Raw genomic sequence first — 22275 nt, forward strand, 5'->3', positions numbered from 1 at the left:
GCGTGCGGGCCCCGGGTATTTCCGGGCCGGCGCCCGGGCCGGGAGAAGCGGCGTGCAGGCCCTCAGCCCAGGACGGCGGTCACGACCTCGTCCGGTGCCGTGCCCGCCCTGGCGACCTCGGTGCCGTCCGGCGCCCAGACGCCCGAGCCGCCCGAGGTCGCGGCGAACTCGCCGCTCGGCCCGGCGGCGGTGGCCAGCACCACCCACACGCCGTTGTCCGCCGCGCGCGCGGGGTAGCGGGCCGCCTTGGTGGCCAGGGCCTCGGCGCCCGCCCCGTACAGCGTGGAGGCGACATAGGCGTCGGCGCCGAGCGCGACCAGCTGCTGCGCGTGCCCGGGGTCGGCGGCGTCCGCGCAGATCGCCAGGCCCAGCCGCCGGCCGTCCAGCTCCAGGACGGACGGCTGCTCGGCGGGGGTGAAGCGCTGGGTCTCCCGCCCGTAGAGGCGGGTCTTGCGGCAGGCCACCGAGGCGCCCGCGCCGGTGACGGCGAGCGTGGCGATCCACGCGCGGCCGTCCGCCGCGGCCACCGGCGCGCCGACCAGGGCGGTGGCGCCGGTCGCGGCGCAGGCGGCGACCAGGGGCGCGAGCCGTTCGTCGGACGGGTCGACGGCGGGCGCGGCCAGGTCGTAGCCGGTCAGCGAGAACTCCGGGAACACCACCAGGCGCACCGCCCCGGCCGCCCGGACCGCGGCGGCGTGCCGTTCGACGTTGACCGCGACGGTCTCCGGCCGCCCCGAGGGGTGGCAGGCGGGCTGGGCGACGGCGACGGCCAGGGGAGCGGGCGCGGGCACGGTGGGGCCTCCGGGGGTGAGCGGGCGCGGGTGCGCGGGGGTGACCGGGGGTGGCGATCACGATCAACCTATGAAGCCCACCGCCGGCCCGGCAAGCCGCACCCGTTCGGGTGAAATGTGCCGGTGCCGGGCGCCCCCGCCCGGCGGCCCGTCAGACGTGCTCCATCACGATCACCGCGAGGGTGCCCGGCGCCAGGGCCCGGAAGACGTGCGGGACGTCGCCGGGATAGCTGACGTAGTCGCCCGGGCCGAGTTCGACGGGCGCCTGCGTCGGACCGGCCAGTGCCCGGCCGGCGCCGAGCAGCACGTGCTCCACGGTGCCCGGCATGTGCGGGTCGGAGGCCCGGGTCTCGCCCGGCTCGGCGTCGATCCGGTAGATGTCCCGCCGGGCGTTCGGCGGGCAGGAGGCGAGCAGGGTCGCGGCGTAGTCGGCCCGCTCGGAGTGGGTGACGGGGCCCTCGCCGGCCCGCACCACCCGGACCACCGGACGGGGCGGGTCGACCAGTCGGCTGAACGGCACGTCCAGGGCCACGCCGAGCGCCCAGAGCGTCTCGACGCTCGGGTTGCCGGCGCCCGATTCCAGTTGCGAGAGCGTCGACTTGGCGATCCCCGCCCGCCGGGCCAGCTCGGCCATCGACAGTCCGGCGCGCTCGCGCTCGCGCCGGATCGAGGCCGCGATCAGCTCGATCAGCTCGCTCCCCGAGGGGCCCGCACCGTTGTGTCCACTCATCCGCGTTCGCTCCATACTGCCAGGCGTTCGCCTTGACGAACGGCCGTGATGGCGTTCATTCTACTGGACATGCGTTCGCTCCTTCGAACCCTCGAACGCGCCACCCTGCGCGACATCGCCCTGGTCTGCCTCGCGGACGCCCTGGTCGGCGCCTCGTTCGGGGCGATCTCCGTCTCCGGCGGCCTCCCGCTCTGGGTGCCCGTCGCCATGTCCGTGCTGGTCTTCGCCGGAGGCTCGCAGTTCGCCGCGGTCGGCATCGTGCTCTCCGGCGGCGGCCCGCTTGCCGCCGTCGTCACCGGTCTCGTCCTCAACGCCCGCCTGCTGCCCTTCGGCTTCACCGTCACCGACGTCCTGGACGGCCCCCGGTGGCGCCGGCTGCTCGGCGCCCAGCTGCTGACCGACGAGTCCGCGGCGTTCACCCTGCTGCAGTCCGGGCCACGACGGCGCCGGGCCGCGTACTGGATCAGCGGCCTGGCCCTGTTCGTGATCTGGAACCTCTCCGTCGTGGCCGGCGCCGCCGCGGGGGGACTGATCGGCGACACCGACGCCCTCGGCCTGGACGCCGCGTTCCCCGCCGTACTGCTCGCCCTCGTGCTGCCCGCGCTCGGCGAGCGCCGCACCCGCACCGCCGCCCTGGCCGGCGCCGCCGTCGCGGTGGCCGCCACCCCGTACGTCCCGGCGGGCCTGCCCGTGCTGCTCGCGCTCGCCGGGCTGCTGTTCGCCGCCCGCCCGGGCACCCCGGGCACCCCGGACGCCCCGGCCGCCGGGGCCCCCGGAACCGTCCACGGGGAAGCCGGGGCCGCCCCCGACCGTGCCGTGCGCCTCGCCGAGGAGGTCCGCTGATGCCCCTGACCGCCATCCTGCTGCTCGCCGCCGGAACCTACGCCTTCCGCGTCGCCGGACCGCTGCTCGGCGGCCGCCTCACCGTCTCCGACCGCCTGCGCCACCTGCTCACCGTCTCCGCCGCCGTGCTGCTGGTCGCCCTGGTGGCCACCGGCGCGCTCACCCAGGGCCACGGCTTCGCCGGATGGGCCCGCCCGGCCGGCGTCCTGGTCGCGGGCGTGCTCGCGGTGCGCCGCGCGCCGTTCCCGCTGGTGGTGGTCGCGGCCGCCGCGACCACCGCGTTGCTGCGCCTCTGCGGCGTCTCCTGACCACCCGCCGGGCGGCCGCGCTCCGCCGCTCAGCCGGCGTCGCCCCCGGCCGCCGCGAGCCGCTCGCGCTGCACCTCGGGCCGCTCGCTGTCCCACAGCAGCTCCCACACCGTGAACACGCAGTGGTAGTCCCGCATGCTCCCCTCGGTGATCAGCAGATAGTCGTCGCCGTTCCGCAGCAGCCGCCTCCGCCGCCCGTTGAACGGGTGCTGCGGGGTGTACCCGGGAACGATCCGCCGCAGCTCGGCGAGCGCGTCCTCCCGGGCGCCCTCGACCTCGGCGAGCACCTTGGGGCCCCAGATCCGGTTCTCCCCGATGCCCTCGGTCTCCTGCACGACCACGGCCCACCGGCCCACGGTCCACCACCCTTCCGGTTCGTTCCACGCCCCGCCCTGCGCGGGGGCGTCAGCGCGGCGACGCGGCCCCCGCGCCGTCCAGCGCCTTGTAGAAGACGGTCGTCCCGCGCGGGACCCCCGCCGGATCGGTCGCGAAGTCCGGCACCGTGCCGACCCTGGTCCAGCCCGCCGCCGCGTACATCCGCTCGGCGGGGCTGTCCGTCTCGGTGTCCAGCACCAGCGTCCGCAGCCCGCGTGCGACGGCCGCCGACTCCAGGGCCGCCAGCAGCCGCCCGGCCAGCCCGCGCCCCCGGTCCGCCCGGTGCACCATCAGCTTGGCGACGTCCGCCCGGTGCCGGCCGTTGGCCGCCGTCGCCGGACGCAGCTGCACCGTCCCGGCGATCCGGTCCGACCCGCCCTCCCCGCCCGCCGGGCCGGGTTCGGCCACCCAGACCAGCAGCCGCCCCGCCGCCACGTCCGGGGCCAGCGCCCGCCACCAGCCGGCCGCCGCGACGCGGTCCAGCGGGGCGAGGAAGCCGACCGAGGCGCCGGTGTCGACGGTGTCCGCCAGCAGGTCGCCCAGCCGCTGCGCCGACCCGCGCAGTTCCTGTGCCGTCAGCTGCCGGACTGTGTACATGGTCACTCCTTCGTCCGCGGTCCGGCGTCGGCCGGGTGCGCCATACTCGCCGGTACTCAACGCCGCGACGGTTCGCACCCGCCGAGACTACAAGGAGCTTCCATGGCGAAGCCGACCAGGATCGACCCCGCCGACCTGCTCGCCGTCGGTGACCTGCTCACCGACGAGGAGCGCCTCGTCCGCGACACCGTCCGCAGGTTCGCCGACGACCGGATCCGCCCGCACATCGGCGAGTGGTTCGAGCGCGGCGTCTTCCCGGCCCGCGAACTCGCCCCCGAGCTCGGCGCCCTCGGCCTGCTCGGCATGCACCTCGACGGCTACGGCTGCGCCGGCTCCGGTGCCGTCGCCTACGGCGTCGCCTGCATGGAGCTGGAGGCCGCCGACTCCGGCCTGCGCAGCTTCGTCTCCGTCCAGGGCTCACTCGCCATGCGCTCGATCCACGCCTTCGGCTCCGAGGAGCAGAAGCAGCGCTGGCTGCCCGGCCTCGCCGCCGGCGAGCTGATCGGCTGCTTCGCCCTGACCGAACCGGACTTCGGCTCCGACCCCGCAAACATGCGCACCCGCGCGCGCCGCAAGGGCTCCGGCGAGGGCGCGGACTGGGTGCTGTCCGGCTCCAAGACGTGGATCACCAACGGCGGCATCTGCGACGTCGCGGTGGTCTGGGCGCAGACCGAGGACGGCGTGCGCGGCTTCCTGGTCGAACCCGGCACTCCCGGCTTCACCACCACCGACGTGCCCGGGAAGCTGTCCCTGCGCGCCTCGGTGACCAGCTCGCTCGCCTTCGACGACGTCGTCCTGCCCGCCGACGCCGTCCTGCCCGGCGTCACCGGCCTGCGCGGACCGCTCTCCTCCCTCAACGAGGCCCGCTACGGGATCCTCTGGGGCACCGTCGGCGCCGCCCGCGACTGCTACACCGCCGCCCTCGACTACGCCAAGAGCCGCGTCCAGTTCGAGCGCCCGATCGCCGGCTTCCAGCTCACCCAGCAGAAGCTGGTCGAGATGATGCTGGAGGTCGAGAAGGCCTACCTGGTCGCGCTGCGGATCGGCCGCCTCAAGGACGAGGGCGCGGCCCGCCCGGCGCACATCAGCTTCGGCAAGCTCAACAACGTCCGCGCCGCCCTGGAGATCGCCCGCAGCGCCCGCACCGTGCTCGGCGCCAACGGCATCACCACCGCCTACCCGGTCCTGCGGCACGCCAACAACCTGGAGTCGGTGCTCACCTACGAAGGCACCAGCGAGATCCACACCCTCGTCCTCGGCGAGGCCATCACCGGCGAGTCCGCCTACCGCTGAGCCCGCCGGTCCCGGGGCCGCCGCCGGGCCGTTCATGGCCGCGCCCTTGCCCGGCCCGCCGTGGTTCGCCCACTGCTGCGCCGCCGGCCCGGCGCGGGTGCCGGCCGTGGTGCTGCGCCGCGGGCCACGGGGCGGAGGAGGGGATTCCGGACGCCGCCCGTCCACCCGGCCGTCCCCTCCAGGACACCCGGCGGTCCGGCGGGGCGTGAAGCATGGCGCGGTCGCCGCCGCCCGCCCCGGTGCGGGCGCGGCCGGCGCCCGCACCGTGAAAGGAACCGCCCCTCATGTCCACACCGCCGCTGCCGCGCCCCCGCGTCCTCGTCGTCGGGATCGACGGCGTCCGGTACGACCAGCTGGAGCGGGTGCCGATGCCGAGGCTGGCGGAGGTCGCCGCGGCCGGGTTCCTCGCGCCCGTGACGGTCGCGGACTCCACGCCCACCATGTCCGGCCCCTGCTGGGCCACCATCGTCACCGGCGTCGAGCCCGCCAAGCACGGCGTGTGGGGCAACCACCTGGGCGGCAACCGCCTCGACGTCTTCCCCGACTTCACCACCCGCCTCGCCCGCGGCGAGGGGCGCCGCACCTTCGTCGCCGCCGGGTGGGACCCGCTGGTCATCGGCGAGTCCGGCGGACCGCTGTTCCGCGCCCCCGGCCGGCTCTGCTACGTCGCCCCCGCCGAGGACACCCCCGAGGCCTGGGAGGCCGTCGACGAGGAGGTCACCCGGGAGGCCGTCCACGTGCTGCGCGACGCCGACCCCGAGGCCTCCTTCGTCTACCTCGGCGCCGTCGACGAGACCGCCCACTTCCTCGGCTGCGGCGAGGAGTACCGCGCCGCGATGCGGGCCGCCGACGAGCGCCTCGGCCGCCTGCTGGACGCGCTGCGCGCCCGGCCCGGGTACGCCGGGGAGGAGTGGACGGTCATCGTCGTCACCGACCACGGCCACGTCGACACCGGCGGCCACGGCGGGCGCACGCCCGAGGAGCGCACCGCCTGGGTCGCCTGCGCCGGTCCCGGGATCCCGGCCGCCCCGCCCGTCGGCGAGATCCGCCACCCCGACGTCGCCGCCCAGGTGTACGCCGCGCTCGGCCGCCCGATCGACCCGCACTGGACGCTGGACGGCCGGCCCTTCCCGCTCGCCGCCGCCGCCCCGGCGGCGCTCTGACACCCCTGCACCGGCGCCGGCGCCCCGGGCCGGCAGTATCCGGCGACCGGGTGGCCGCCGCACCCGCCGGCACCCGGGCGGGTGCGGCCGGGCTGCGCCACCGGCCCCGGCGGGCCAGGCTCGACCAGGGGGAACCCCGACACCGGCCGGGCGCGCATACGCCTCAAGGTGGAGGACCCACCCCCCAAGGACGGCGGCAGGTCGCGACCTGCCGGTGACGATCCGGCACCCCGGCGCGCGCCAGGATGGGAACACACCGGGAGTACGGGGCGGAGCCGCGGGACCGGCACCGGACGCACCACCGCACCACCGCACCACAGGACCGCACGGGAGAGGACAGTCGGGCATGAACGGCATCGCGGGCAGGATCGCACTCGGAGTGGCGGGCACCGGCATGGCCGTCGCCGTCGCCGCCGTGGTGGCGGGGCCGAGGGTCGCCGAGTGGTACGACGGCCGGCACCAGGAGCAGTCCAGCTACGCCAGCGGCAGCGCGGCCAAGGCCGACGGGCAGGCCGTCCCGGCCTGGCTGCCCGACAACGCCTCCTCCGTCCGCTACCTGAGGTCCACCACCGGCGACGACCGCCTGCTGACCGCCACCCTCCCCGAGGGCCGGCTGCCCGCCGGCTGCCGGGCGGGCGAACCCGGAAGGGGCAGCCACCCCGCGCCGGTCTCGCTGCGGGCGGGCTGGTTCCCGGAGGGCGTCACCGACAAGGTCACCGGCTCCTGCGGGCACTACCACGTCACGCTGACCGGCAACCAGCTCTACGCCTGGCAGGACGGCGCCGCCGTCCAGGCCGCCCTGCGGGCCGAGCGGCTCGCGCGCTGAGACGGCGTCACCGGAGGCCGGCCGCCCCGCCCCGCGGCGCAAGGGCGGCCGACCCCCGACTGTCGGCGGCCCCGGGAGCTGCGGTAGGACGGAGCGAGCACGAACGCCGTGCCCGTTCCGAGAGGAGCCCCATGCCTGGTCCGACCGCCGGCCCCGCCGGTGACACGTCGACCGCCGCCTCCGCCACTCCCGCCGACTCCCTCACCGGCACCGACTCCCTCGCCCCCGCCGAAGCCGCCGGACCTTCCGGCCCCGCCGACCTCTCCGGCCCCGCTGATCTCTCCGACCCCGCCGGCCCCGGCCCCGCCAAGGCCCGGCCGGGCGGCGGCCCCGGCGGCCGCGCCACCATCGGCGTCCTCGGCGGCCTGGTCGCCCTCGGCCCCCTCACCACCGACCTCTACCTGCCCGGCCTGCCCGCGATCGCCGACGACCTCGCCGCCGAACCGGCCGCCGTCCAGCTCACCCTCACCTTCTCGATGTTCGGCGTCGCCGCCGGCCAGCTGCTCTTCGGACCGCTCAGCGACCGCTTCGGCCGCCGTCCGCCGCTGCTGGCCGGACTCGTCGTCTACACCCTCGCCAGCGTCGCCTGCGTGGTCGCACCCAGCCTGCCGGTGCTGATCGCCGCCCGCTTCGTCCAGGGCGCCGCGGGCGCCGCCGGACTGGTCATCGGCCGCGCCGTCGCCCGCGACCGCTTCGAGGGCGTCGCGATGATCCGCTTCCTCGCCTCGATCACCCTGATATCCGGTCTGGCCCCGATCCTCGCCCCGCTGTTCGGCGCGCAACTGCTGCGCGTCACCTCCTGGCGCGGCACCTTCGGCGCCCTGGCCGCGCTCGGCCTGCTGCTCACCCTGGTGGCCTTCGGCGCGCTGCGCGAGACCCTCCCGGCGTCCGCCCGGCGCGGCGGCGGCCTGGCCGCCACCCTGCGCACGATGGGCGGGCTGCTGCGTGACGTGCCCTTCCTCGGCCTGCTGCTGACCAGCACCTTCGCCTTCGGCGCGCTGTTCGGCTACATCAGCGGCTCCTCGGTGGTGCTGCAGCACGTCTACCACGTGTCCCCGCAGACCTACAGCCTGCTGTTCGGGCTCAACTCGGTGGCCATCGTCGCCGCCACCCAGGTGAACGGACGGGTGCTCGCCCCCCGCTTCGCCGCCGCCACCCTGATGCGGACGGGCCTGGCGGTCCTGATCGCCGCCGGGACGTTCCTGGTCCTGGCCACCGCCGTCTGGGACCTCGGGCTGGCCGCCGTCTGCGCCTCGCTGTTCGTGATGATGGCGGGCCTCGGCATCGTCCTGCCGAACTCGGCCGCCCGGGCGCTGAGCGTGGTGTCCCCGCAGACCGCCGGCTCGGCCTCCGCCCTCCTCGGCACCGCCAACTTCCTCTGCGGCGCCGTGGTCGCCCCGCTCAGCAGCCTGGGCGGGAACCCCTCGGCGGTGCTGCTCGCGGTCGTCGTGCTCGGCTGCTCGCTGCTCGCGGCGGCGTCCTACCTGCTGCTCCTGCGGCCGGGACGGTCCGCCCCGGAGCCCGCCGCGGTGTGAGGCCGCGGCGTGACCGGTCGCGGTGCGGTCGGCGTCGACGGCGGCGGCACCGTCGGCGCGGGTGCGGCGGTCCGCCGGAAAGGGACCCGCCGGGGTGCCACGACCCGAGGGTCGCGGCACCCCGGCGGGGGAGTGGAGCGGGGGCCTGCGGCCGTCAGGCGATCGAGAAGTCGTCGCCGAAGACGTTGCCCTGGCCGTACCAGCCGTGCAGGTAGACCGTCACCGTGCCGGAGGCGCCGGTGGTGAACGGGACGGAGAGCTTGGTCCAGCCGGAGCCGCTGGTCCACGCGGAGCCGGTGGCGCCGCCGCTCACGCCGATGTAGGAGTAGCTGCCCTGGACCCAGCCGGTCAGCGTGTACGCCTTGTTGGGCGCGAGCGTCACGGTCTGGGCGCACTCACCGGTCTGCGAGCCGGTGGCCGCCGCCTGGAGCGCGTAGGAGCCGGAGTGGACCGGGGTGCTCACCACGGAGCCGCCGGCCTGGCAGGTCCACGGGCCCAGGCTGCCGGTCTCCAGGCCGCCGTTGACCAGACCGCCGGGCGGGGTGACCCCGGTGACGGTCAGGGTGTAGGTGGCGGTGTGGCTGCCGGAGGCGGCGGTCCCGGTGATGGTGAGCGGGTAGCTGCCCGGGGTGGTGGTGGCCGCGGTGGCGATGTTCAGCGTCGCGGGCGAACCGGCGGTGACGCTGCCGGGGTTGACCGTGGCGGTGACGCCCGCCGGCGCGCCGCTGACGCTGAGGGCGACGCTCTGCGCGGAGCCGGCGACGACACCCGTGTTGACGGTGGCGCTGGCGGCGGAGCCGGCCGTGACCGAACCGGCGGCCGGGCTCACGGCGACCGAGAAGTCGTTGCCGGGCTGGGTGCTCGTCACCTTCAGCGTGTAGGTGGCGGTGCGGGTGCCGCTGGCGGCGGTGCCGGTGACGACCAGCGGGTAGCTGCCCGGGGCGGCGGCGGCCGTGGTGGTGACGGTCAGCGTCGCGGGCGTACCGGCCAGGACCGTCCCGGGGTTGACCGTGGCGGTGACGCCGGCCGGCGCGCCGCTGACGCTCAGGTTGATGCTCGGCGCGGTGCCGGTGGAGCCGCCGGGCGGGGCCACCTCGGCGGTGAGCACGGTGGCGGTGGTGGAGGAACCGGCCGTCACGGTGCCGGTGGCGGGGTTCAGGCTGAGCGCGAAGTCATTGGTGGACGGGATGCTGCTGGTGAAGGGCGCGAAGATCTTGCTGAAGTCCCAGGTGTTCTGCTGGATCCCGGAGCAGTCGTCGCGGCCGCCGACGCCGGGGCACTTGCCGGTGTCGCGCTGCAGCGCCCAGAACGACAGGGTGCTGATGCCCCGGGACAGCGCCCAGTTGTAGACCGTGGCCGCGTTGGCCAGCGTGAAGGTCTCGGCCGGGCCGAAGTCGTCGATGCCGGGCATCTCGATGATGCCGATCGAGCCCCAGAGCTGCGAGGGGGTCTTGGTCGGGTAGAGCTTGGCCAGCTGGTTGTACAGGCCGGTCGCCGCGGTCTGGGTGTCGGCGGCCATGTCGTGCGTGGCGTTGTCGTAGTAGTCGAACGTCATGATGTTGACGACGTCGACCCGCGCGTTGTTGGTGACGGCGTTGCGCAGCAGCGCGAGGCCGTTGGAGGCGAGGCCGCTGGTCGTGGTCGGCAGCGTGTAGGCGAACTGGACCTGGCGGCCGTTGGCGGCGGCCCAGTCCTGGGTCAGCTTGATCGCCTTGTTGCGGCGGTCGACACCCGCGGCGTTGTCCAGCGAGTCGGCCTCGATGTCGAGGTCGATCCGGGTGATGTCGTAGGTGGTGATCAGCTTCTGGTAGGCGGCCGCGATCTGGTTGACGTCGGTGCAGCTGTCGGCCAGTTCGGTGCCGGTGGTGTCGGCGGTGTAGCCGCCGAACGACGGGATCACGTCGCCGCCGTTGGCCCGGATGGTGGCGAAGTCGGCGCCGAACGACGACTGCGCGACCGGCAGCGAGGTGTCGCCGTTCCAGTACGGCGTGCAGGAGCCCTTGGTGGCGGTCTGCAGGAACGCCATCGTCAGGTGCTTGGCCCCGGACTGGGCGGACAGCGCGGCGGGGCTCTCGCCGGTCCAGGACTCGAAGTAGGGGGCGAACACCCGGCTGGGGATCGGGGTCGGGGCGGCGGCGACCGGGGCCGCGGCCTCGACGGTGACCTGGTTCACCGGGGCTGCGCCGGCCGACACCGAGCCGGCGACCAGGCCGGCCGAGGCGACGAGCGTGGCGCAGGCCGTCAGGGCGGCCCGAACTGTTCTGTGTAGACGCATGGATTCTCCAACAGACGTGGTGGGGCAGGGCGTTGGTGAAGCGTGCGGAACTGCGCTGCGGATCGTGCGGGGGCGTGCGGGGGCGTGCGGAACCCTCGTAGGGGAGAGGGCCGTGCGGCGGGACGGTGGCGCGGGGGCGTGCGGGACCCGCAGGCGCGCGGCACGGACGGACGGCGTGCGCGGACGCGCGTACGCCGTGACGGGGCCTGGGGGCGGAGCGGAGCAGGGCATGGCAGGGCAGTTGCCTCAGCCGCCGGTGGTCACACCCCCACAGTGCATCCCGGTCGGATCGACATGCCTATGGTTGGACTAGACCACTCGTCTGTCAAGAGTCCTTACAGTTCGTCAGCGAACCGGAGCCCGTTCGAGGTTGGCCGAGTGAGGGTCAACCGCCCGCAAATCCGCTTGTGGCCCGGTCGGCCGCTCCGACATCATCGGGGCATGCGAGACCTCGACTGGAAGTCCGACAGAGAGGGCGGCTGCCGCCCGCACCGGTGAGCCCCCGGCACCCGGGTCCCGGCCCGCCGCCACCGGCGGCCGACGGCCGGACCGGCCCCGTCCGCTCCTGCTCCCGCGTCCGTTCGTCCGTTCGCCCGTTCGTCCGATCCTTCGCCCTCCCGTGCCTGCGGGCGCCCGCCTTCCCGGGCGTGCGCCGCCGTGGACGGCTCTTCACTCCCGTACTCCCGTACTCCCGCACGCCCGTGCGCCGGGCGCCTGCAAGGCGCACCACCGCGCCCGTGCGCCCGCCCCTGGCCGGCGCCGCGACGCCATGACGGTGCGCTCCCTGGCCGTGCGTTCCCGTGCCTGTCGACCCCCGGAAAGGAGGAACCCGTGGACTTCATCTCGTCCGACGACAAGGACACCGCCTGGAGCCTGGTCTGAGCCAGGGGGTGGGCCGTGGCCGCGCGGTGGTCGTCGCGCGCGGCCACGGTGGCCCGGAGCTCAGGACACCGGGCCGTTCGGGGGGCCGGCGGCTCAGGCCGGCGGACAGAGGGTGGTGCGCAGCGCGTCCAGGATCTTCTCCGCCTTCTCCGGTCCGAAACCCTGGGGATGGGAGGGATCCGTGAAGCGCTGGTTGGCCAGGTCGGCCAACTTGGCCCGGTCCTTGGGGAACCGGTACATCGCCTGGCACTGGTTGCGGGCCCGGTCGACGGCCTGTTCGGGCTTGCCGCCGACGATCGCCGGGTCGATCGCCTCCAGTGCGGCGATCAACTGCGCGGTGACGTCCGCGGCCGGCTCGGGCGGCAGCCCGGCATCGGCGGGGGGCGCCGGCTTCGGCGGCGCCGGGGGGTCGGTGGGGGAGCCGGCCGCCGGTGCGGTGCCGGTGGCCCCCGTCGCGGGGGGCGCCGGGGGCACGGTCGCGGCCGTGGGCGCGGTGGCCGGCGCGCCGGCCGTGCCGCCGGGGCGGGGCGGGACCGTGCCCGACGCGACCGGGGCGTCGGGGGCGCCCGCTGCCGGGGCGGAGGCGGTCGCGCCGGGCGGCGCGGCCGCCGTCCCCGACGGCGCGGGGGCGCCCGGCGCGGCGGCTTCGGTGGGGCCGGCCGTGGCGGTTCCGGCCGGGGTGGTGCCGGCCGCGGTGGTGGAGCCCGAGCCGGAGCTGGAGCACGCGGCGAGGCTCACCGTGGCCAGGGCCGTGAGGGTGGCGGCGAGAAGACGAGTGCGCATGCCGTCACACTGTCATGTTCGCGCCGTTCCAGGGAAGGTCCGCCGGGCCCGGGATCGGCTCCCGGGCCCGGCGTCCGGCGTGGTCAGGAGAGCCCGTTGCTCTTCAGCCAGCCCTTGGCCACCGCCGACGGGTCCTCCTTGTCGACCGCGACCTTCTTCATCAGCGCCAGCAGCCCCGCCGTGTCCAGCTTGGCCGACACCGCGTTGAGCGCGGCGGTCGCCGTCGCGTCCACCTCGGCCTTGTTGACCAGCGGCGTGACGTTCTGGGCGGCGAACAGGTTCTTCGGATCGGTCAGCGGGACGAGCTTCAGCTGCGTGATCTTCGGGTCGGTGGAGAAGACGTTGCCGACCTGCACCGAGCCGTCCTTGACGGCGTTGGCGGTGGTCTCGCCGGTCGACTTCCACTCCTTGAACGTCACGCCGTAGACGTCCTTGAGCGGCTGCTCCTGGCGCGACTTGAACTCCGGCGGCCCGCCGATGGTCAACTCGCCCGCCTTGCCGGCCAGGTCGGCGATCGACTTCAGCCCGTACTTGTCGGCGGTCTCCTGGCTGACGCTCAAGGTGTCCTTGTCCTCGGCGGGGGAGGAGTCCAGGACCGCGAGCGAGGCGGGCAGCGTCTTGGCCAGCTCGGCGTTGACGGCGCTCGTGCCCGGATCGGCGGACTTGCCGCCGAGGTAGGCGAGCAGCGAGCCGTTGTACTCGGGCAGCACGGACAGGCTGCCGCTCAGCAGCTGTCCGTAGAGCACCTCGCGGCTGCCGATGTTGAACTTCTCCTCGACCTTCACGCCCTTGGCCTTGAGCGCCTGCGAGTAGATCGAGCCGAGCAGCACGTTCTCGGGGAAGTTGGCCGAGCCGACCACGACCGTCCCGCCGGCCGGGGCACCCGCGGAGGTGCTGGCGCCGGGCGCCGGGGCCGCCGAGTCCTTGCCGCCGAGCGGGTCGCCGCCGGAGGAGGAGCAGGCGGTCGCGGTCAGGGCGAGCGCGGCGAGGGCGGCCAGCGAGGCGGCCCGGCGGCCGGCCCGCACCGTTCTCAGCGGCGTGGAGACGGATGTCGACATGGTGAGGAGTGTCCTTTCGAGGTGGACGTCACGGTCGGTCGAAGGAGTCGAAGGAGTCGAAGGAGCCGAAGGAGTCGAAGGAGACAGAGGAGCCGGAGAAGCGAAGGGGACGGAGGGGTCGAAGGAAGCGAGGGGAGCGGGGCGGCGGGCCCGGCGGGCCGGAACGGTCACGTCGGCTGCCGGGCCGCGGCCAGTTGCTGGGCGCGCAGCCCGGGCGGCAGCGCGTAGCGGGCGAGCAGGGCGAAGAAGGCCTGGGCCCCGACGGCGAGCAGCACGACCAGCAGTGCGCCGCCGACCGTCATCGCGTAGTCCCGGGTGGCCAGGCCGTCGACGACGTACCGGCCCAGACCGCCGAGCCCGACGTACGCGGCCACCGTCGCCGTCGCGATCACCTGCACGGTCGCGGTCCGGAAGCCGGCCAGCAGGGTCGGCAGCGCGGACGGCACGCAGACCTGCCACAGCACCTGCGGGTGCGTCAGCCCGACGCCGCGCGCCGCGTCCCGCACGTCCGGGTCGGTGCCGCGCACCCCCTCGACGGCGGCGACCAGCAGCGGCGGCGCGGCCAGCGCGACCAGCGGCACCAGGACGGCGGTGTCGCCGACCCCGGCGAGCAGCACCGCCAGCGTCACCAGCCCGAGCGTCGGCAGCGCGCGGGCGGCGCCGGCCAGCGCGGTCACCGCGGTGACGCCGCGCCCGGTGTAGCCGATCAGCAGCCCGAGCGGAACGGCCAGCAGCGCGGCGAAGAGCAGCGCCTCGCCGGAGAACAGCAGGTGCTCGGCGATCCGGTTGACGATCGAGTTCGGGCCGCTGCGGCGGTCCGGGTCGGAGAAGAAGTCCCCCAGCCAGGTGAGCCAGTTCACCGGCCCGCCCCCCTCTCCCGCACGGCCCAGGGGGCCAGCAGCCGGCGGGCGCCGACCAGCAGCAGGTCCACGGCCAGGGCGAGCGCGGCGATCAGCACGATTCCGGCCACGATCGGGGTCGGGAAGGTGCGCTGGAAGCCGTCGACGAACAGGTAGCCGAGTCCGCCGCGCCCGACCAGTGCGCCCACCGAGGCCAGCGAGATGCTGGAGACGGCGGCCACCCGCAGACCGGCCACCAGATAGGGGACGGCGGCGGGCAGTTCCACCGCGGCGAGCCGGTGCCACGGCCCGTACCCCATCGCGGTCGCGGCCTGGCGCACCGGGTCGGGCACGGCGCGCAGTCCGTCCACGGTGGTGGGCAGCAGGACGGCGAGTGCGTAGAAGGTGAGCGGGATCATCACGGTGGCCTGGGTGGCGAGCCCCGTGTACGGGATGAGCACCACGAAGACGGCCAGCGAGGGCAGGGCGTAGACGATGTTGAAGACGGCGGCGAGCGGCTGGTAGAGGCGCGGGTAGCGGGTGCAGGCCAGGCCGAGCGGGACCGCCAGCAGCAGGCCGATCAGGACCGGGAGCAGCGCGATCGCGGCGTGGTCGGCGAGCAGGTCACCGAGGTAGCCGAGGTGGTCGCCGATCCAGTACCAGCGGACGATCGGTTCATCGTCCACCGGTGGCTCCGTCCTTCTCGGGCTCACCGGCGCCGGGGGCGCCCGGGCCCGGTGCGTCCGTGATCGGTGCGTCCGGGCCGGGTGTGCCCCCGCCGGGTGCGCCGGCGGTGTCCGCGCCGGCCCGGTCCGCCGGGGGGACCAGGGCGACGACGGGCGCGGGGGGCGGGGGCGCGGCGAGCGCTGCCAGGACGGCTTCGCGGTCGGCCGTACCGGTCACCCGGCCGTCGTCGTCCAGGGCGACGGCGATCCCGGCGGGGGAGAGCACGGCGGCGTCCAGCGCCGCGCGCAACGTGTCCGTCCCGGGCCGGAACGCGGGCGCCGGCTGCAGGGCGGCCCCCGCCGCGTCGCGGTCGGTCCACCCGATCGGGCGGCGCTCGTCGTCCAGCACGAGTTCCCATCCGCCGAGGAGCGCCCCGCCGGTCCCGACCGGTATCGGCTGCACGGCGACCGCCGCGGCCGGCCGCAGCCCGAGCCCGCGCAGGCCCCGGTCACGGCCGAGGAAGGCGGCGACGTCCGCGTCGGCGGGCGCGGTGAGCAGCGTGTGCGGGTCCGCCAGCTGGGCGATCCGGCCCCGCTCGCGCAGCACCACCACCTGGTCACCGAGCCGGACGGCCTCCTCGATGTCGTGCGTCACGAACAGCACCGTCTTGTGCAGTTCGGACTGCAGGCGCAGCAACTCCTCCTGGAGCCCGGCCCGCACCACCGGGTCGACGGCGCTGAACGGTTCGTCCATCAGCAGGACCGGCGGATCGGCGGCCAGGGCCCGCGCCACGCCGACCCGCTGCTGCTGGCCGCCGGAGAGCTGGAACGGGTACCGCTTGGCGGTCTCGGGGGCGAGCCCCACCAGGTCGAGCAGCTCGGCCGCCCGGGCGCGGGCCTTCTTGCGGTCCCAGCCGAGCAGGTAGGGGACGGTCGCGACGTTGTCGATCACCCGGCGGTGCGGGAACAGCCCGGCCTGCTGGATCACGTACCCGATGCCGCGCCGCAGCTTGGCCGGATCCAGCGCCGCCACGTCGGTGCCGTCCAGCAGGACCCGGCCCGAGGTCGGCTCGACCATGCGGTTGACCATCCGCAGCAGGGTGGTCTTCCCGCAGCCGGACGGGCCGACCAGCACGGTGGTCCGGCCGGTGGGGACGTCGAGGTCGAGGCCCTCGACGGCGACCGTGCCGTCGGGGTGGCGCTTGCCCGCGCCGTCGAATCTGATCACGGGGTGTTTCCTCGTCCCGGCGGCCCCCGGCGGCGGCGCCTGTGGTGTCGTCTGTCGGTCTGTCGGTCTCGGTCGGTGTGCCTGTCGCTCGCGTGGCTGCCCGCCCTGGCGGCGGTGGAAACTCTGATCAGCCTATGACCTGACGACCCTTGTGTCCCTGATTTCCCAGCCGTGGTCGGATCCGCCGGGCACCGCGGCCCCGCACGGATCCGACCACCGGCCGGGTTCACGGCGCGGTCCGCTCAGCCGCCCTGACGGGTCGGCAGTCCGGCCGCCGCCCAGCCGACGAAGCCGCCGTCCAGGTCGGTCGCCCGGTGCAGTCCCAGCTCACGCAGCGATGCCGCCGCCAGGCTCGACGCGTACCCCTCCGAGCAGACCAGGATCACCTCCAGGTCGTACCCGGTGGCCTCGGGGATCCGGTGGCCTCCCGCCGGATCCAGCCGCCACTCCAGGACGTTGCGCTCGATGATCAGCGCGCCGGGGATCTCCCCCTCGGCCGCGCGCTGCGCCGCCGGGCGGATGTCCACCAGGAGGGCGCCGTCGCGCTGGGCGCGGTGCGCCTCCTCCGCGCCGGGCCGGTGGACGCCCTCGCGGGAGCGGGCGAGCAGGTCGTCGATCGTGGTCACCACTGGTCGGGTCCTTCCTCGGAGGTGCGGACCAGTCCGCCGGCCCGCAGTTCGTAGTGCGCCATCGAGCTCAGCGGCGGCGAGTAGGCGTGCAGCGTGACGGCCGGGCCGGACGCGGTGTTGCGGACGTCATGCACGTACTCGGGGCCGAACGCGCGGACGGTGCCGGACTGCACCCGCCGGATCAGCAGGCCCTGCTCGGGGCCGCCCAGCGACAGTTCCTCCAGTTCGCCCAGCGCCACGGTGAACGCGCCGCGCGAGCCGCCGTGGTCGTGGAAGCCGGTGGACTGGCCCGGCAGCCAGCTGATCAGCCAGACCTCGTGGTCCTCGTCGGCGGCCAGCCGCCGGTACCAGCGCTCCTCGGTGGAGAGCCGCACGTGGTGGATCCACTGGTCGGGTTGTTCGGCCAGCTCGCGGACGATCGTCCGCAGGGTGTTCGGGGTGAGCGGTGCGCGGGTGTCCCCGGCCGGGGCGGGCGTGCCGGGGGCGGGTGCGCCGGGGGCGGGGGTGTCGAAGGCGAGGTCCAGGCTCATGTGGGTGTCCTCGGAAGAAGGCGGAGGGGAACGGGAGCGTGGGGGCGTACGCGCCGGACCGCACCACCGCGCCGGTCGGGCGTCGGCGGACGGTGCGCTCGCGCGGGGCGAACGCGGCGCGAAGGCGCGTCAGGAAGACGGGTGTGGCTGTCCGGCGCGAACCCTGGGGGGCGTCACAGGGCGGGGCCGGCGGGGGAGGGGGAGATCAACAACAGGCACAGATGGAACTCGCCTGGCGTCGGAGGTCGACGTGCAGGCGGCAGACCAGAGTGGTGCCGGTGTCCATGAGCCGGATCCTTCCTGACGGAAGCGGTGGGAGTCAAGCGCACACCGTCACACCTGCCCGTCACCCCTTCCGTCGGGCCCCCGCCCGTTGCGCCCCTGGTCGGGTGCGGTGGCCCCGCGTTCCACGCCGGGCGCGCGCCCGGGCGCGGGGACGGGCGCGGGGACGGTTCCCGGCCGGCCCGGGCGCCGGGCGTTGGACTTGGGGTCCGGGGGGACCGCGGCCGCTCCCGCCGGGTCCCCCGCCGCTGCCGGTTCCGCCGGGGCCGCCGGTTCCGCGGCTCCTGCCGGTTCCGCCGGGTCCGCGGCTCCTGCCGGTTCCGCCGGGTCCGCCGTCGCCGACGGCGCTGCCGCCGGAGCCTGCGCCGAAGCCTCCACCACGACCTCCGCCGGGACCTCCCCCGGGCCCGCCAGCGCCGCCGTGACCGCCGGCGCGGCCTGCTCGCCCAGGTACCGGCCGAGCGTCTGGTACGCGTCGAACTGCCGGTGGTCGAACCACTGGTCGCCGGCCCCGTCGTTGGGGAAGGCCGGATCCGCCGCCGCGTACGCGTGCAGCTCGTACGGCATGCCCGGGGTGAGGACGGCCTGGGCGACGATCAGCGTGCCGTGCCGGGCCGATCCCGGCGGGCCGTCGGCCTCCCCGAGCTCCAACGGCCACGGGTACACGATGTCCCCGACCACCACCGCCCGGGCGGAGAGCCGTTCGGCCAGCCGCGCCGCCAGCCCGCGCAACGGCGGCCGGCCGCTCCCGCCGGGCCCGCTCCCGCCCGAGGTGCCGCTGCTCCCGGCGCTGCCCGGGACCAGCAGCTCCGGCTCGCGCAGCGTGATGGCGATGCCCAGCTCCTCCCGCGCCAGGGTGATCGCCGCCGCGAGCGCGCCCGCGAAGGCGGAGTCGCCGCTCGCGTCGATGCACACCGCCGTCCGCACGCCGTGCCGCAGCAGCTCGACCAGCCCGAGGTTCTCGTAGTGCCCGCCGTCGGTGGTGAGCAGGAACCGCGCGTCCATCGGGTACCGCCCGCAGGCCTCCCGCAACTGGTAGGAGAGCCGCCGGACGGCCGGCTGCGGCGCGTAGCGCCAGTCCCGCTCGGCGGCCCAGAGCGGGGCGAGCGCCGCCGGGTTGGGCAGCCAGGTGCCCAGCCGGGCGTTGGTCACCGCGAACAGCCCCTGGTAGGCGCGGGAGCGGCGGCCCATCGCGGAGGAGAACGCCGCACCGGAGACGGCCATCGCGGACTGCACGGTGAGGTCCCGCGCGATGTGCCGCCGGGTGCGCCGCTCCAGCAGGTCGGTGCGCGCGTACCCGACGTCCGGCCCGCCCACGTAGTCGTGGGAGAAGGTGAACGACACCGCCCGCCGCCCGGGCGGCGTTCGTGCGCTGCCGGAGAGGTTCGCCGCCGCCGCGAAGATCACCTGGGGGAAGTCCGGCCGCCGGGCGCCGTAGTGGCTGAGCCGGGTCTGCTCGCGGAAGAAGTGGTACGGCCGGGCCAGCACCTCCCCGGCCCCGGCCCCATCCCCGGCCCCATCCCCGGCCCCGTCCCCGGCACCGTCCCCGCCGGCCGCCTCGCTGCTGCCCCCGCCTCCGTCCCCGTCCTCGTCCCCGCCCTCGACGACCCGGCGGACGGCGAAGGCCGAGGCGAGCCGGCGCCGGTAGAAGGGGTGCAGGCCCATCCAGGTCTGGTCGAGGTTGAGCCCCACCGTGACCAGCACCAGCGGCAGCAGCACCTGGACCGCGTCCGGCCAGGCGTGCCCGGTCGCCACCGCCCAGCCGAAGGTCAGCAGCGTGCCCGAGGTGAGCGCGGTCAGCGCCGACCAGAGCACCAGGTACTCGGTGATCCGCCCGGTGAGGCCACCGGGACGCCGCACCCCGGCGCCGTGCCGCACCCCGCGCAGCACCCCGCCGAGCACGGCGGCGCCCTGCCCGATGGCGCGCCGCCCGTGCCACAGGATGCCCAGCAGCAGCGCCAGGTAGCTGAGCAGCACGGTGAGGCTGATGCCGGCCCCGGTCTGCCGGGCGCCGACCGCGAGCGCCCGTTGCAGCGCGACCGCGCCCCACGCCAGGCCGGGGACGGCCAGCACCCCGAGGGCGGTCAGCGCGGCCAGCGCCAGCGCGCCGTGCGAGAGGCGGCGCAGGACGCGCGGCAGCAGGGTGTTCCAGCCGAGCCAGGAGAAGGTGAGCAGCCACAGCAGCCACCCCGTGGCGGCGGCCGCCAGCAGCCCGGCGAGGGCGATCAGGGCGGGGGCGCGCACCGCGGGCGGGCCGTCCAGGTCGGCGAGCGGGACGAGGTGGTAGCAGCGGCTCAGCCCCAAGCCCAGGACCAGGACGGCGGCGAGCAGCAGGGAGAGCGCCGCGACCAGCCCTCGCAGCAGGGTGCCGAGCGCCACCAGCCACTCGCCCGCACCGTCCGCCAGGTACTTGGAGTGGCGGCGCAGGTGGTCCTCCTCGGGTGAGCCCGGTTCGAGCACGGTGTCGGCGCTCAGCCCGGAGCGGGCCCGGACCGGACCGCCCGGCGCGGAGTCACTCAGCGCCAGCTGCATCGCGCCGACGGTGTACCCGCCGCCGGAGACGGCGACCAGGTAGCGGGCCTGCTGCAGCCAGGGGCGCAGCGCCTGCAGGGCGCCGAGGGTGACGCAGGCCGAGCGGATGCCGCCGCCGGAGACGCAGAAGCCGAGCCGGGCGTGCTCGCGGCCGGGCGGCACCTTGGCGGCGTTGCGCCAGCGGGCGTGCCGGGTGAGCGGCCCGTGGGCCCGGGGGCCGGGCGGCCACCGCCCGCCCCGCGCCGTCGCCACCGGCCACGGCGGGATCAGTGCGGGGCCCGCCCCGCACGCGCCGCCCTCCTCCTCCGCCGGCCGGGGCAGCAGCGCGCGCACCGCCCGGTGGACGGTGGCGGCGCAGACGACGACCGCGACCGCGCCCGCGGGCGGCAGCAGCAGCCATTTGACGGTGGCGAACGCGGCCGCCGCGGCGAACGGCGCGTCCCCGCCCGCCGGTCCCGGGCCGACGAGGCCGAGACCGGCGTCCAGCAGGACGTCCTCGGCCAGGTCGCAGCAGCCGGCCAGCACTCCGGCCAGGCCCGCGACCAGCGCCGTCCGCCGCCAGTGCGCCCGGGTGAACACATAGCCCCCGAGCAGCCCGGCCGCCGCCAGCGTGACGGCGAGGCCGCCGATCAGCCACAGGTCGGCCTCCAGCGAGGCGCGGAAGGCCGGGGCCCGCCCGGCGAGCACGGCCTCGGCGGCGGCCCGCGAGCCGGCCAGCTGGAGCCGGACGTCCAGGGTGCCCTGGCCGGCGGGCGTCCGGCGGGCGAACAGCAGCCAGCCGAGCACCGCCGGCACCGGCACCCCGAGCCCGAGCAGCACTCCGCCCCAGGCGGGCACCCGCACCGGCCCCCGCGCCCCCTCGGCCAGGCCCATCCGTCCACCTCCCCCTCGGCAGCCGCCTCGTGTCACCGGCTTCCTGCCCCGCACCACGCGGTTCCGCTCCTGGATTCACCCGAATGAGTAAGAAGGGCGGGTCCGGGGTAGATGACCGTTTCATCCCATCGATTCACCCCACCTGCCGGACCCCGCGTGTCAGCGCACCGGGATCGCCGCGGGCGCGTCGCGTCCGACGTATTGTCAGGCGACCGAGGCCGGGCCTACGGTCGAGGCAGCCACCCTCTACGCACGTAGACCGCGCACCGGCCGCGCCGGCGGACCACGCGCGGACCGCCCGAAGACATCCACCGCAGGCAGCACCGCCCGCCGACCCTCGGACCGCGGGCCCGCCCCCGGGACGGGCCGCGGAGTTGCGGAGGTACCCATGTCGCAGATCGTCCGTGCCGCCCTCGTCCAGACCCGCTGGACCGGCGACCAGGAGAGCATGATCGCCCTCCACGAGCGGTACGCCCGCGAGGCCGCCGCCCGGGGCGCGAAGATCCTCGGCTTCCAGGAGGTCTTCAACGCCCCCTACTTCTGCCAGGTCCAGGAGCCCGAGCACTACCGCTGGGCCGAGCCCGTCCCCGACGGCCCCACCGTGCGCCGGATGCGCGACCTGGCCCGCGAGCTCGGCCTCGTCCTCGTCGTCCCCGTCTACGAGGAGGAACAGCCCGGCGTCTCCTACAACACCGCGGCCGTGATCGACGCCGACGGCAGCTACCTCGGCAAGTACCGCAAGCACCACATCCCGCAGGTCAAGGGCTTCTGGGAGAAGTACTACTTCAAGCCCGGCAACCTCGGCTGGCCGGTCTTCGACACCGCCGTCGGCAAGGTCGGCGTCTACATCTGCTACGACCGGCACTTCCCCGAGGGCTGGCGCGCCCTGGGCCTGGCCGGTGCCGAGATCGTCTACAACCCCTCCGCGACCAGCCGCAGCCTCTCCGCCTACCTCTGGCAGCTCGAACAGCCGGCCGCCGCCGTCGCCAACGCCTACTACGTGGCCGCCATCAACCGGGTCGGCACCGAGGAGTACGGCGACAACGACTTCTACGGCACCTCCTACTTCGTCGACCCGCGCGGCCGGTTCGTCGGCGACGTCGCCTCCGACAAGGAGGAGGAGCTCGTCGTCCGCGACCTCGACCTCGGGCTCATCGAGGAGGTCCGCCGGCAGTGGGCGTTCTACCGCGACCGCCGCCCCGAGGCCTACGGCCCGCTGACCGAGGCCTGACGGAGGC

The 22275-nt window shown here is 75.7% G+C and carries 21 protein-coding genes; 7 read left to right on the forward strand and 14 right to left on the reverse strand.

Annotated features, from left to right (window positions below; genetic code table 11):
* Nucleotides 1–62 precede the first annotated feature (62 nt).
* Both ACF1AK_RS12630 and ACF1AK_RS12635 read right to left on the reverse strand, forming a co-directional pair.
* Entirely contained in the window at nucleotides 63–791 is a 729-nt protein-coding gene (locus ACF1AK_RS12630; RefSeq protein ID WP_391498783.1) for a carbon-nitrogen hydrolase family protein, read from the reverse strand.
* A gap of 151 nt (nucleotides 792–942) precedes the next feature.
* Entirely contained in the window at nucleotides 943–1521 is a 579-nt protein-coding gene (locus ACF1AK_RS12635) for a helix-turn-helix domain-containing protein (RefSeq protein WP_391498784.1), read from the reverse strand.
* Nucleotides 1522–1590: 69 nt separating this feature from the next.
* On the opposite strand from ACF1AK_RS12635, the gene ACF1AK_RS12640 reads away from it, so the two are divergent.
* Both ACF1AK_RS12640 and ACF1AK_RS12645 read left to right on the forward strand, forming a co-directional pair.
* The gene (locus ACF1AK_RS12640; RefSeq protein ID WP_391498785.1) at nucleotides 1591–2364 is read left to right on the forward strand and encodes an AzlC family ABC transporter permease; all 774 of its coding nucleotides are present in this window, start codon (nucleotides 1591–1593) and stop codon (nucleotides 2362–2364) included.
* Nucleotides 2364–2672 carry an AzlD domain-containing protein gene (locus tag ACF1AK_RS12645; RefSeq protein WP_391498786.1) on the forward strand — a complete coding sequence of 103 codons (309 nt, stop codon included), beginning with the start codon at nucleotides 2364–2366 and terminating at the stop codon, nucleotides 2670–2672. Before ACF1AK_RS12640 ends, ACF1AK_RS12645 begins: the two co-directional genes overlap by 1 nt.
* 29 nt (nucleotides 2673–2701) lie before the next feature.
* Here the strand turns inward: ACF1AK_RS12645 and ACF1AK_RS12650 are convergent, their stop codons facing one another.
* Entirely contained in the window at nucleotides 2702–3028 is a 327-nt protein-coding gene (locus tag ACF1AK_RS12650; RefSeq protein ID WP_391498787.1) for a hypothetical protein, read from the reverse strand.
* Nucleotides 3029–3077: 49 nt separating this feature from the next.
* Nucleotides 3078–3644, reverse strand: coding sequence for a GNAT family N-acetyltransferase (locus ACF1AK_RS12655; protein WP_391498788.1), 567 nt, complete (start codon nucleotides 3642–3644; stop codon nucleotides 3078–3080).
* 102 nt (nucleotides 3645–3746) lie between these two features.
* Here ACF1AK_RS12655 and ACF1AK_RS12660 point away from each other — a divergent pair, with 102 nt between their 5' ends.
* The 4 genes from ACF1AK_RS12660 (at nucleotide 3747) to ACF1AK_RS12675 (ending at nucleotide 8461) form a co-directional block, all read left to right on the forward strand.
* Nucleotides 3747–4937, forward strand: coding sequence for an acyl-CoA dehydrogenase family protein (locus ACF1AK_RS12660; protein ID WP_391498789.1), 1191 nt, complete (start codon nucleotides 3747–3749; stop codon nucleotides 4935–4937).
* 284 nt (nucleotides 4938–5221) lie between these two features.
* A complete protein-coding gene (locus tag ACF1AK_RS12665) occupies nucleotides 5222–6100 on the forward strand; it encodes an alkaline phosphatase family protein (RefSeq protein ID WP_391498790.1) in 879 nt (292 codons plus the stop codon).
* A 346-nt stretch (nucleotides 6101–6446) separates the two neighbouring features.
* A complete protein-coding gene (locus tag ACF1AK_RS12670) occupies nucleotides 6447–6926 on the forward strand; it encodes a hypothetical protein (RefSeq protein WP_391498791.1) in 480 nt (159 codons plus the stop codon).
* Between the two features lie 131 nt (nucleotides 6927–7057).
* Nucleotides 7058–8461 carry a multidrug effflux MFS transporter gene (locus ACF1AK_RS12675; protein WP_391498792.1) on the forward strand — a complete coding sequence of 468 codons (1404 nt, stop codon included), beginning with the start codon at nucleotides 7058–7060 and terminating at the stop codon, nucleotides 8459–8461.
* A gap of 154 nt (nucleotides 8462–8615) precedes the next feature.
* Here ACF1AK_RS12675 and ACF1AK_RS12680 read toward each other — a convergent pair whose 3' ends face one another.
* From ACF1AK_RS12680 to ACF1AK_RS12725, 10 genes are all read right to left on the reverse strand, one after another.
* Nucleotides 8616–10736, reverse strand: coding sequence for a glycosyl hydrolase family 18 protein (locus ACF1AK_RS12680; protein ID WP_391498793.1), 2121 nt, complete (start codon nucleotides 10734–10736; stop codon nucleotides 8616–8618).
* Between the two features lie 975 nt (nucleotides 10737–11711).
* On the reverse strand, nucleotides 11712–12401 hold the full coding sequence (locus ACF1AK_RS12685) for a hypothetical protein (RefSeq protein WP_391498794.1): 690 nt from the start codon (nucleotides 12399–12401) through the stop codon (nucleotides 11712–11714).
* Nucleotides 12402–12484: 83 nt separating this feature from the next.
* The gene (locus ACF1AK_RS12690) at nucleotides 12485–13459 is read right to left on the reverse strand and encodes an ABC transporter substrate-binding protein (RefSeq protein ID WP_391498795.1); all 975 of its coding nucleotides are present in this window, start codon (nucleotides 13457–13459) and stop codon (nucleotides 12485–12487) included.
* Between the two features lie 167 nt (nucleotides 13460–13626).
* Complete coding sequence (locus ACF1AK_RS12695) at nucleotides 13627–14319, reverse strand: ABC transporter permease (protein WP_391498796.1); 693 nt, start codon at nucleotides 14317–14319, stop codon at nucleotides 13627–13629.
* The gene (locus ACF1AK_RS12700; protein WP_387671868.1) at nucleotides 14316–14984 is read right to left on the reverse strand and encodes an ABC transporter permease; all 669 of its coding nucleotides are present in this window, start codon (nucleotides 14982–14984) and stop codon (nucleotides 14316–14318) included. The genes ACF1AK_RS12695 and ACF1AK_RS12700 overlap by 4 nt, the downstream gene beginning before the upstream one ends.
* A complete protein-coding gene (locus ACF1AK_RS12705) occupies nucleotides 14974–16191 on the reverse strand; it encodes an ABC transporter ATP-binding protein (RefSeq protein WP_391498797.1) in 1218 nt (405 codons plus the stop codon). The genes ACF1AK_RS12700 and ACF1AK_RS12705 overlap by 11 nt, the downstream gene beginning before the upstream one ends.
* A gap of 242 nt (nucleotides 16192–16433) precedes the next feature.
* Entirely contained in the window at nucleotides 16434–16820 is a 387-nt protein-coding gene (locus ACF1AK_RS12710) for a rhodanese-like domain-containing protein (RefSeq protein ID WP_391498798.1), read from the reverse strand.
* A complete protein-coding gene (locus tag ACF1AK_RS12715; RefSeq protein ID WP_380297147.1) occupies nucleotides 16814–17350 on the reverse strand; it encodes a cysteine dioxygenase in 537 nt (178 codons plus the stop codon). Before ACF1AK_RS12715 ends, ACF1AK_RS12710 begins: the two co-directional genes overlap by 7 nt.
* A gap of 205 nt (nucleotides 17351–17555) precedes the next feature.
* Nucleotides 17556–17636, reverse strand: coding sequence for a putative leader peptide (locus tag ACF1AK_RS12720; protein WP_350561156.1), 81 nt, complete (start codon nucleotides 17634–17636; stop codon nucleotides 17556–17558).
* Between the two features lie 47 nt (nucleotides 17637–17683).
* On the reverse strand, nucleotides 17684–21037 hold the full coding sequence (locus ACF1AK_RS12725) for a hypothetical protein (protein ID WP_391498799.1): 3354 nt from the start codon (nucleotides 21035–21037) through the stop codon (nucleotides 17684–17686).
* A gap of 388 nt (nucleotides 21038–21425) precedes the next feature.
* On the opposite strand from ACF1AK_RS12725, the gene ACF1AK_RS12730 reads away from it, so the two are divergent.
* Nucleotides 21426–22268, forward strand: coding sequence for a nitrilase-related carbon-nitrogen hydrolase (locus ACF1AK_RS12730; RefSeq protein ID WP_391498800.1), 843 nt, complete (start codon nucleotides 21426–21428; stop codon nucleotides 22266–22268).
* Nucleotides 22269–22275 lie beyond the last annotated feature (7 nt).

This window comes from Kitasatospora sp. NPDC015120, from assembly GCF_043080305.1.
GTDB lineage: Bacteria > Actinomycetota > Actinomycetes > Streptomycetales > Streptomycetaceae > Kitasatospora.

Coding starts and splice junctions, on each gene's coding strand:
- ACF1AK_RS12635 (WP_391498784.1), bottom strand. CDS start 1,521: ATGAGTGGACACAACGGTGCGGGCCCCTCGGGGAGCGAGCTGATCGAG.
- ACF1AK_RS12640 (WP_391498785.1), top strand. CDS start 1,591: ATGCGTTCGCTCCTTCGAACCCTCGAACGCGCCACCCTGCGCGACATC.
- ACF1AK_RS12645 (WP_391498786.1), top strand. CDS start 2,364: ATGCCCCTGACCGCCATCCTGCTGCTCGCCGCCGGAACCTACGCCTTC.
- ACF1AK_RS12655 (WP_391498788.1), bottom strand. CDS start 3,644: ATGTACACAGTCCGGCAGCTGACGGCACAGGAACTGCGCGGGTCGGCG.
- ACF1AK_RS12660 (WP_391498789.1), top strand. CDS start 3,747: ATGGCGAAGCCGACCAGGATCGACCCCGCCGACCTGCTCGCCGTCGGT.
- ACF1AK_RS12665 (WP_391498790.1), top strand. CDS start 5,222: ATGTCCACACCGCCGCTGCCGCGCCCCCGCGTCCTCGTCGTCGGGATC.
- ACF1AK_RS12670 (WP_391498791.1), top strand. CDS start 6,447: ATGAACGGCATCGCGGGCAGGATCGCACTCGGAGTGGCGGGCACCGGC.
- ACF1AK_RS12675 (WP_391498792.1), top strand. CDS start 7,058: ATGCCTGGTCCGACCGCCGGCCCCGCCGGTGACACGTCGACCGCCGCC.
- ACF1AK_RS12680 (WP_391498793.1), bottom strand. CDS start 10,736: ATGCGTCTACACAGAACAGTTCGGGCCGCCCTGACGGCCTGCGCCACG.
- ACF1AK_RS12685 (WP_391498794.1), bottom strand. CDS start 12,401: ATGCGCACTCGTCTTCTCGCCGCCACCCTCACGGCCCTGGCCACGGTG.
- ACF1AK_RS12690 (WP_391498795.1), bottom strand. CDS start 13,459: ATGTCGACATCCGTCTCCACGCCGCTGAGAACGGTGCGGGCCGGCCGC.
- ACF1AK_RS12715 (WP_380297147.1), bottom strand. CDS start 17,350: ATGAGCCTGGACCTCGCCTTCGACACCCCCGCCCCCGGCGCACCCGCC.
- ACF1AK_RS12720 (WP_350561156.1), bottom strand. CDS start 17,636: ATGGACACCGGCACCACTCTGGTCTGCCGCCTGCACGTCGACCTCCGA.
- ACF1AK_RS12725 (WP_391498799.1), bottom strand. CDS start 21,037: ATGGGCCTGGCCGAGGGGGCGCGGGGGCCGGTGCGGGTGCCCGCCTGG.
- ACF1AK_RS12730 (WP_391498800.1), top strand. CDS start 21,426: ATGTCGCAGATCGTCCGTGCCGCCCTCGTCCAGACCCGCTGGACCGGC.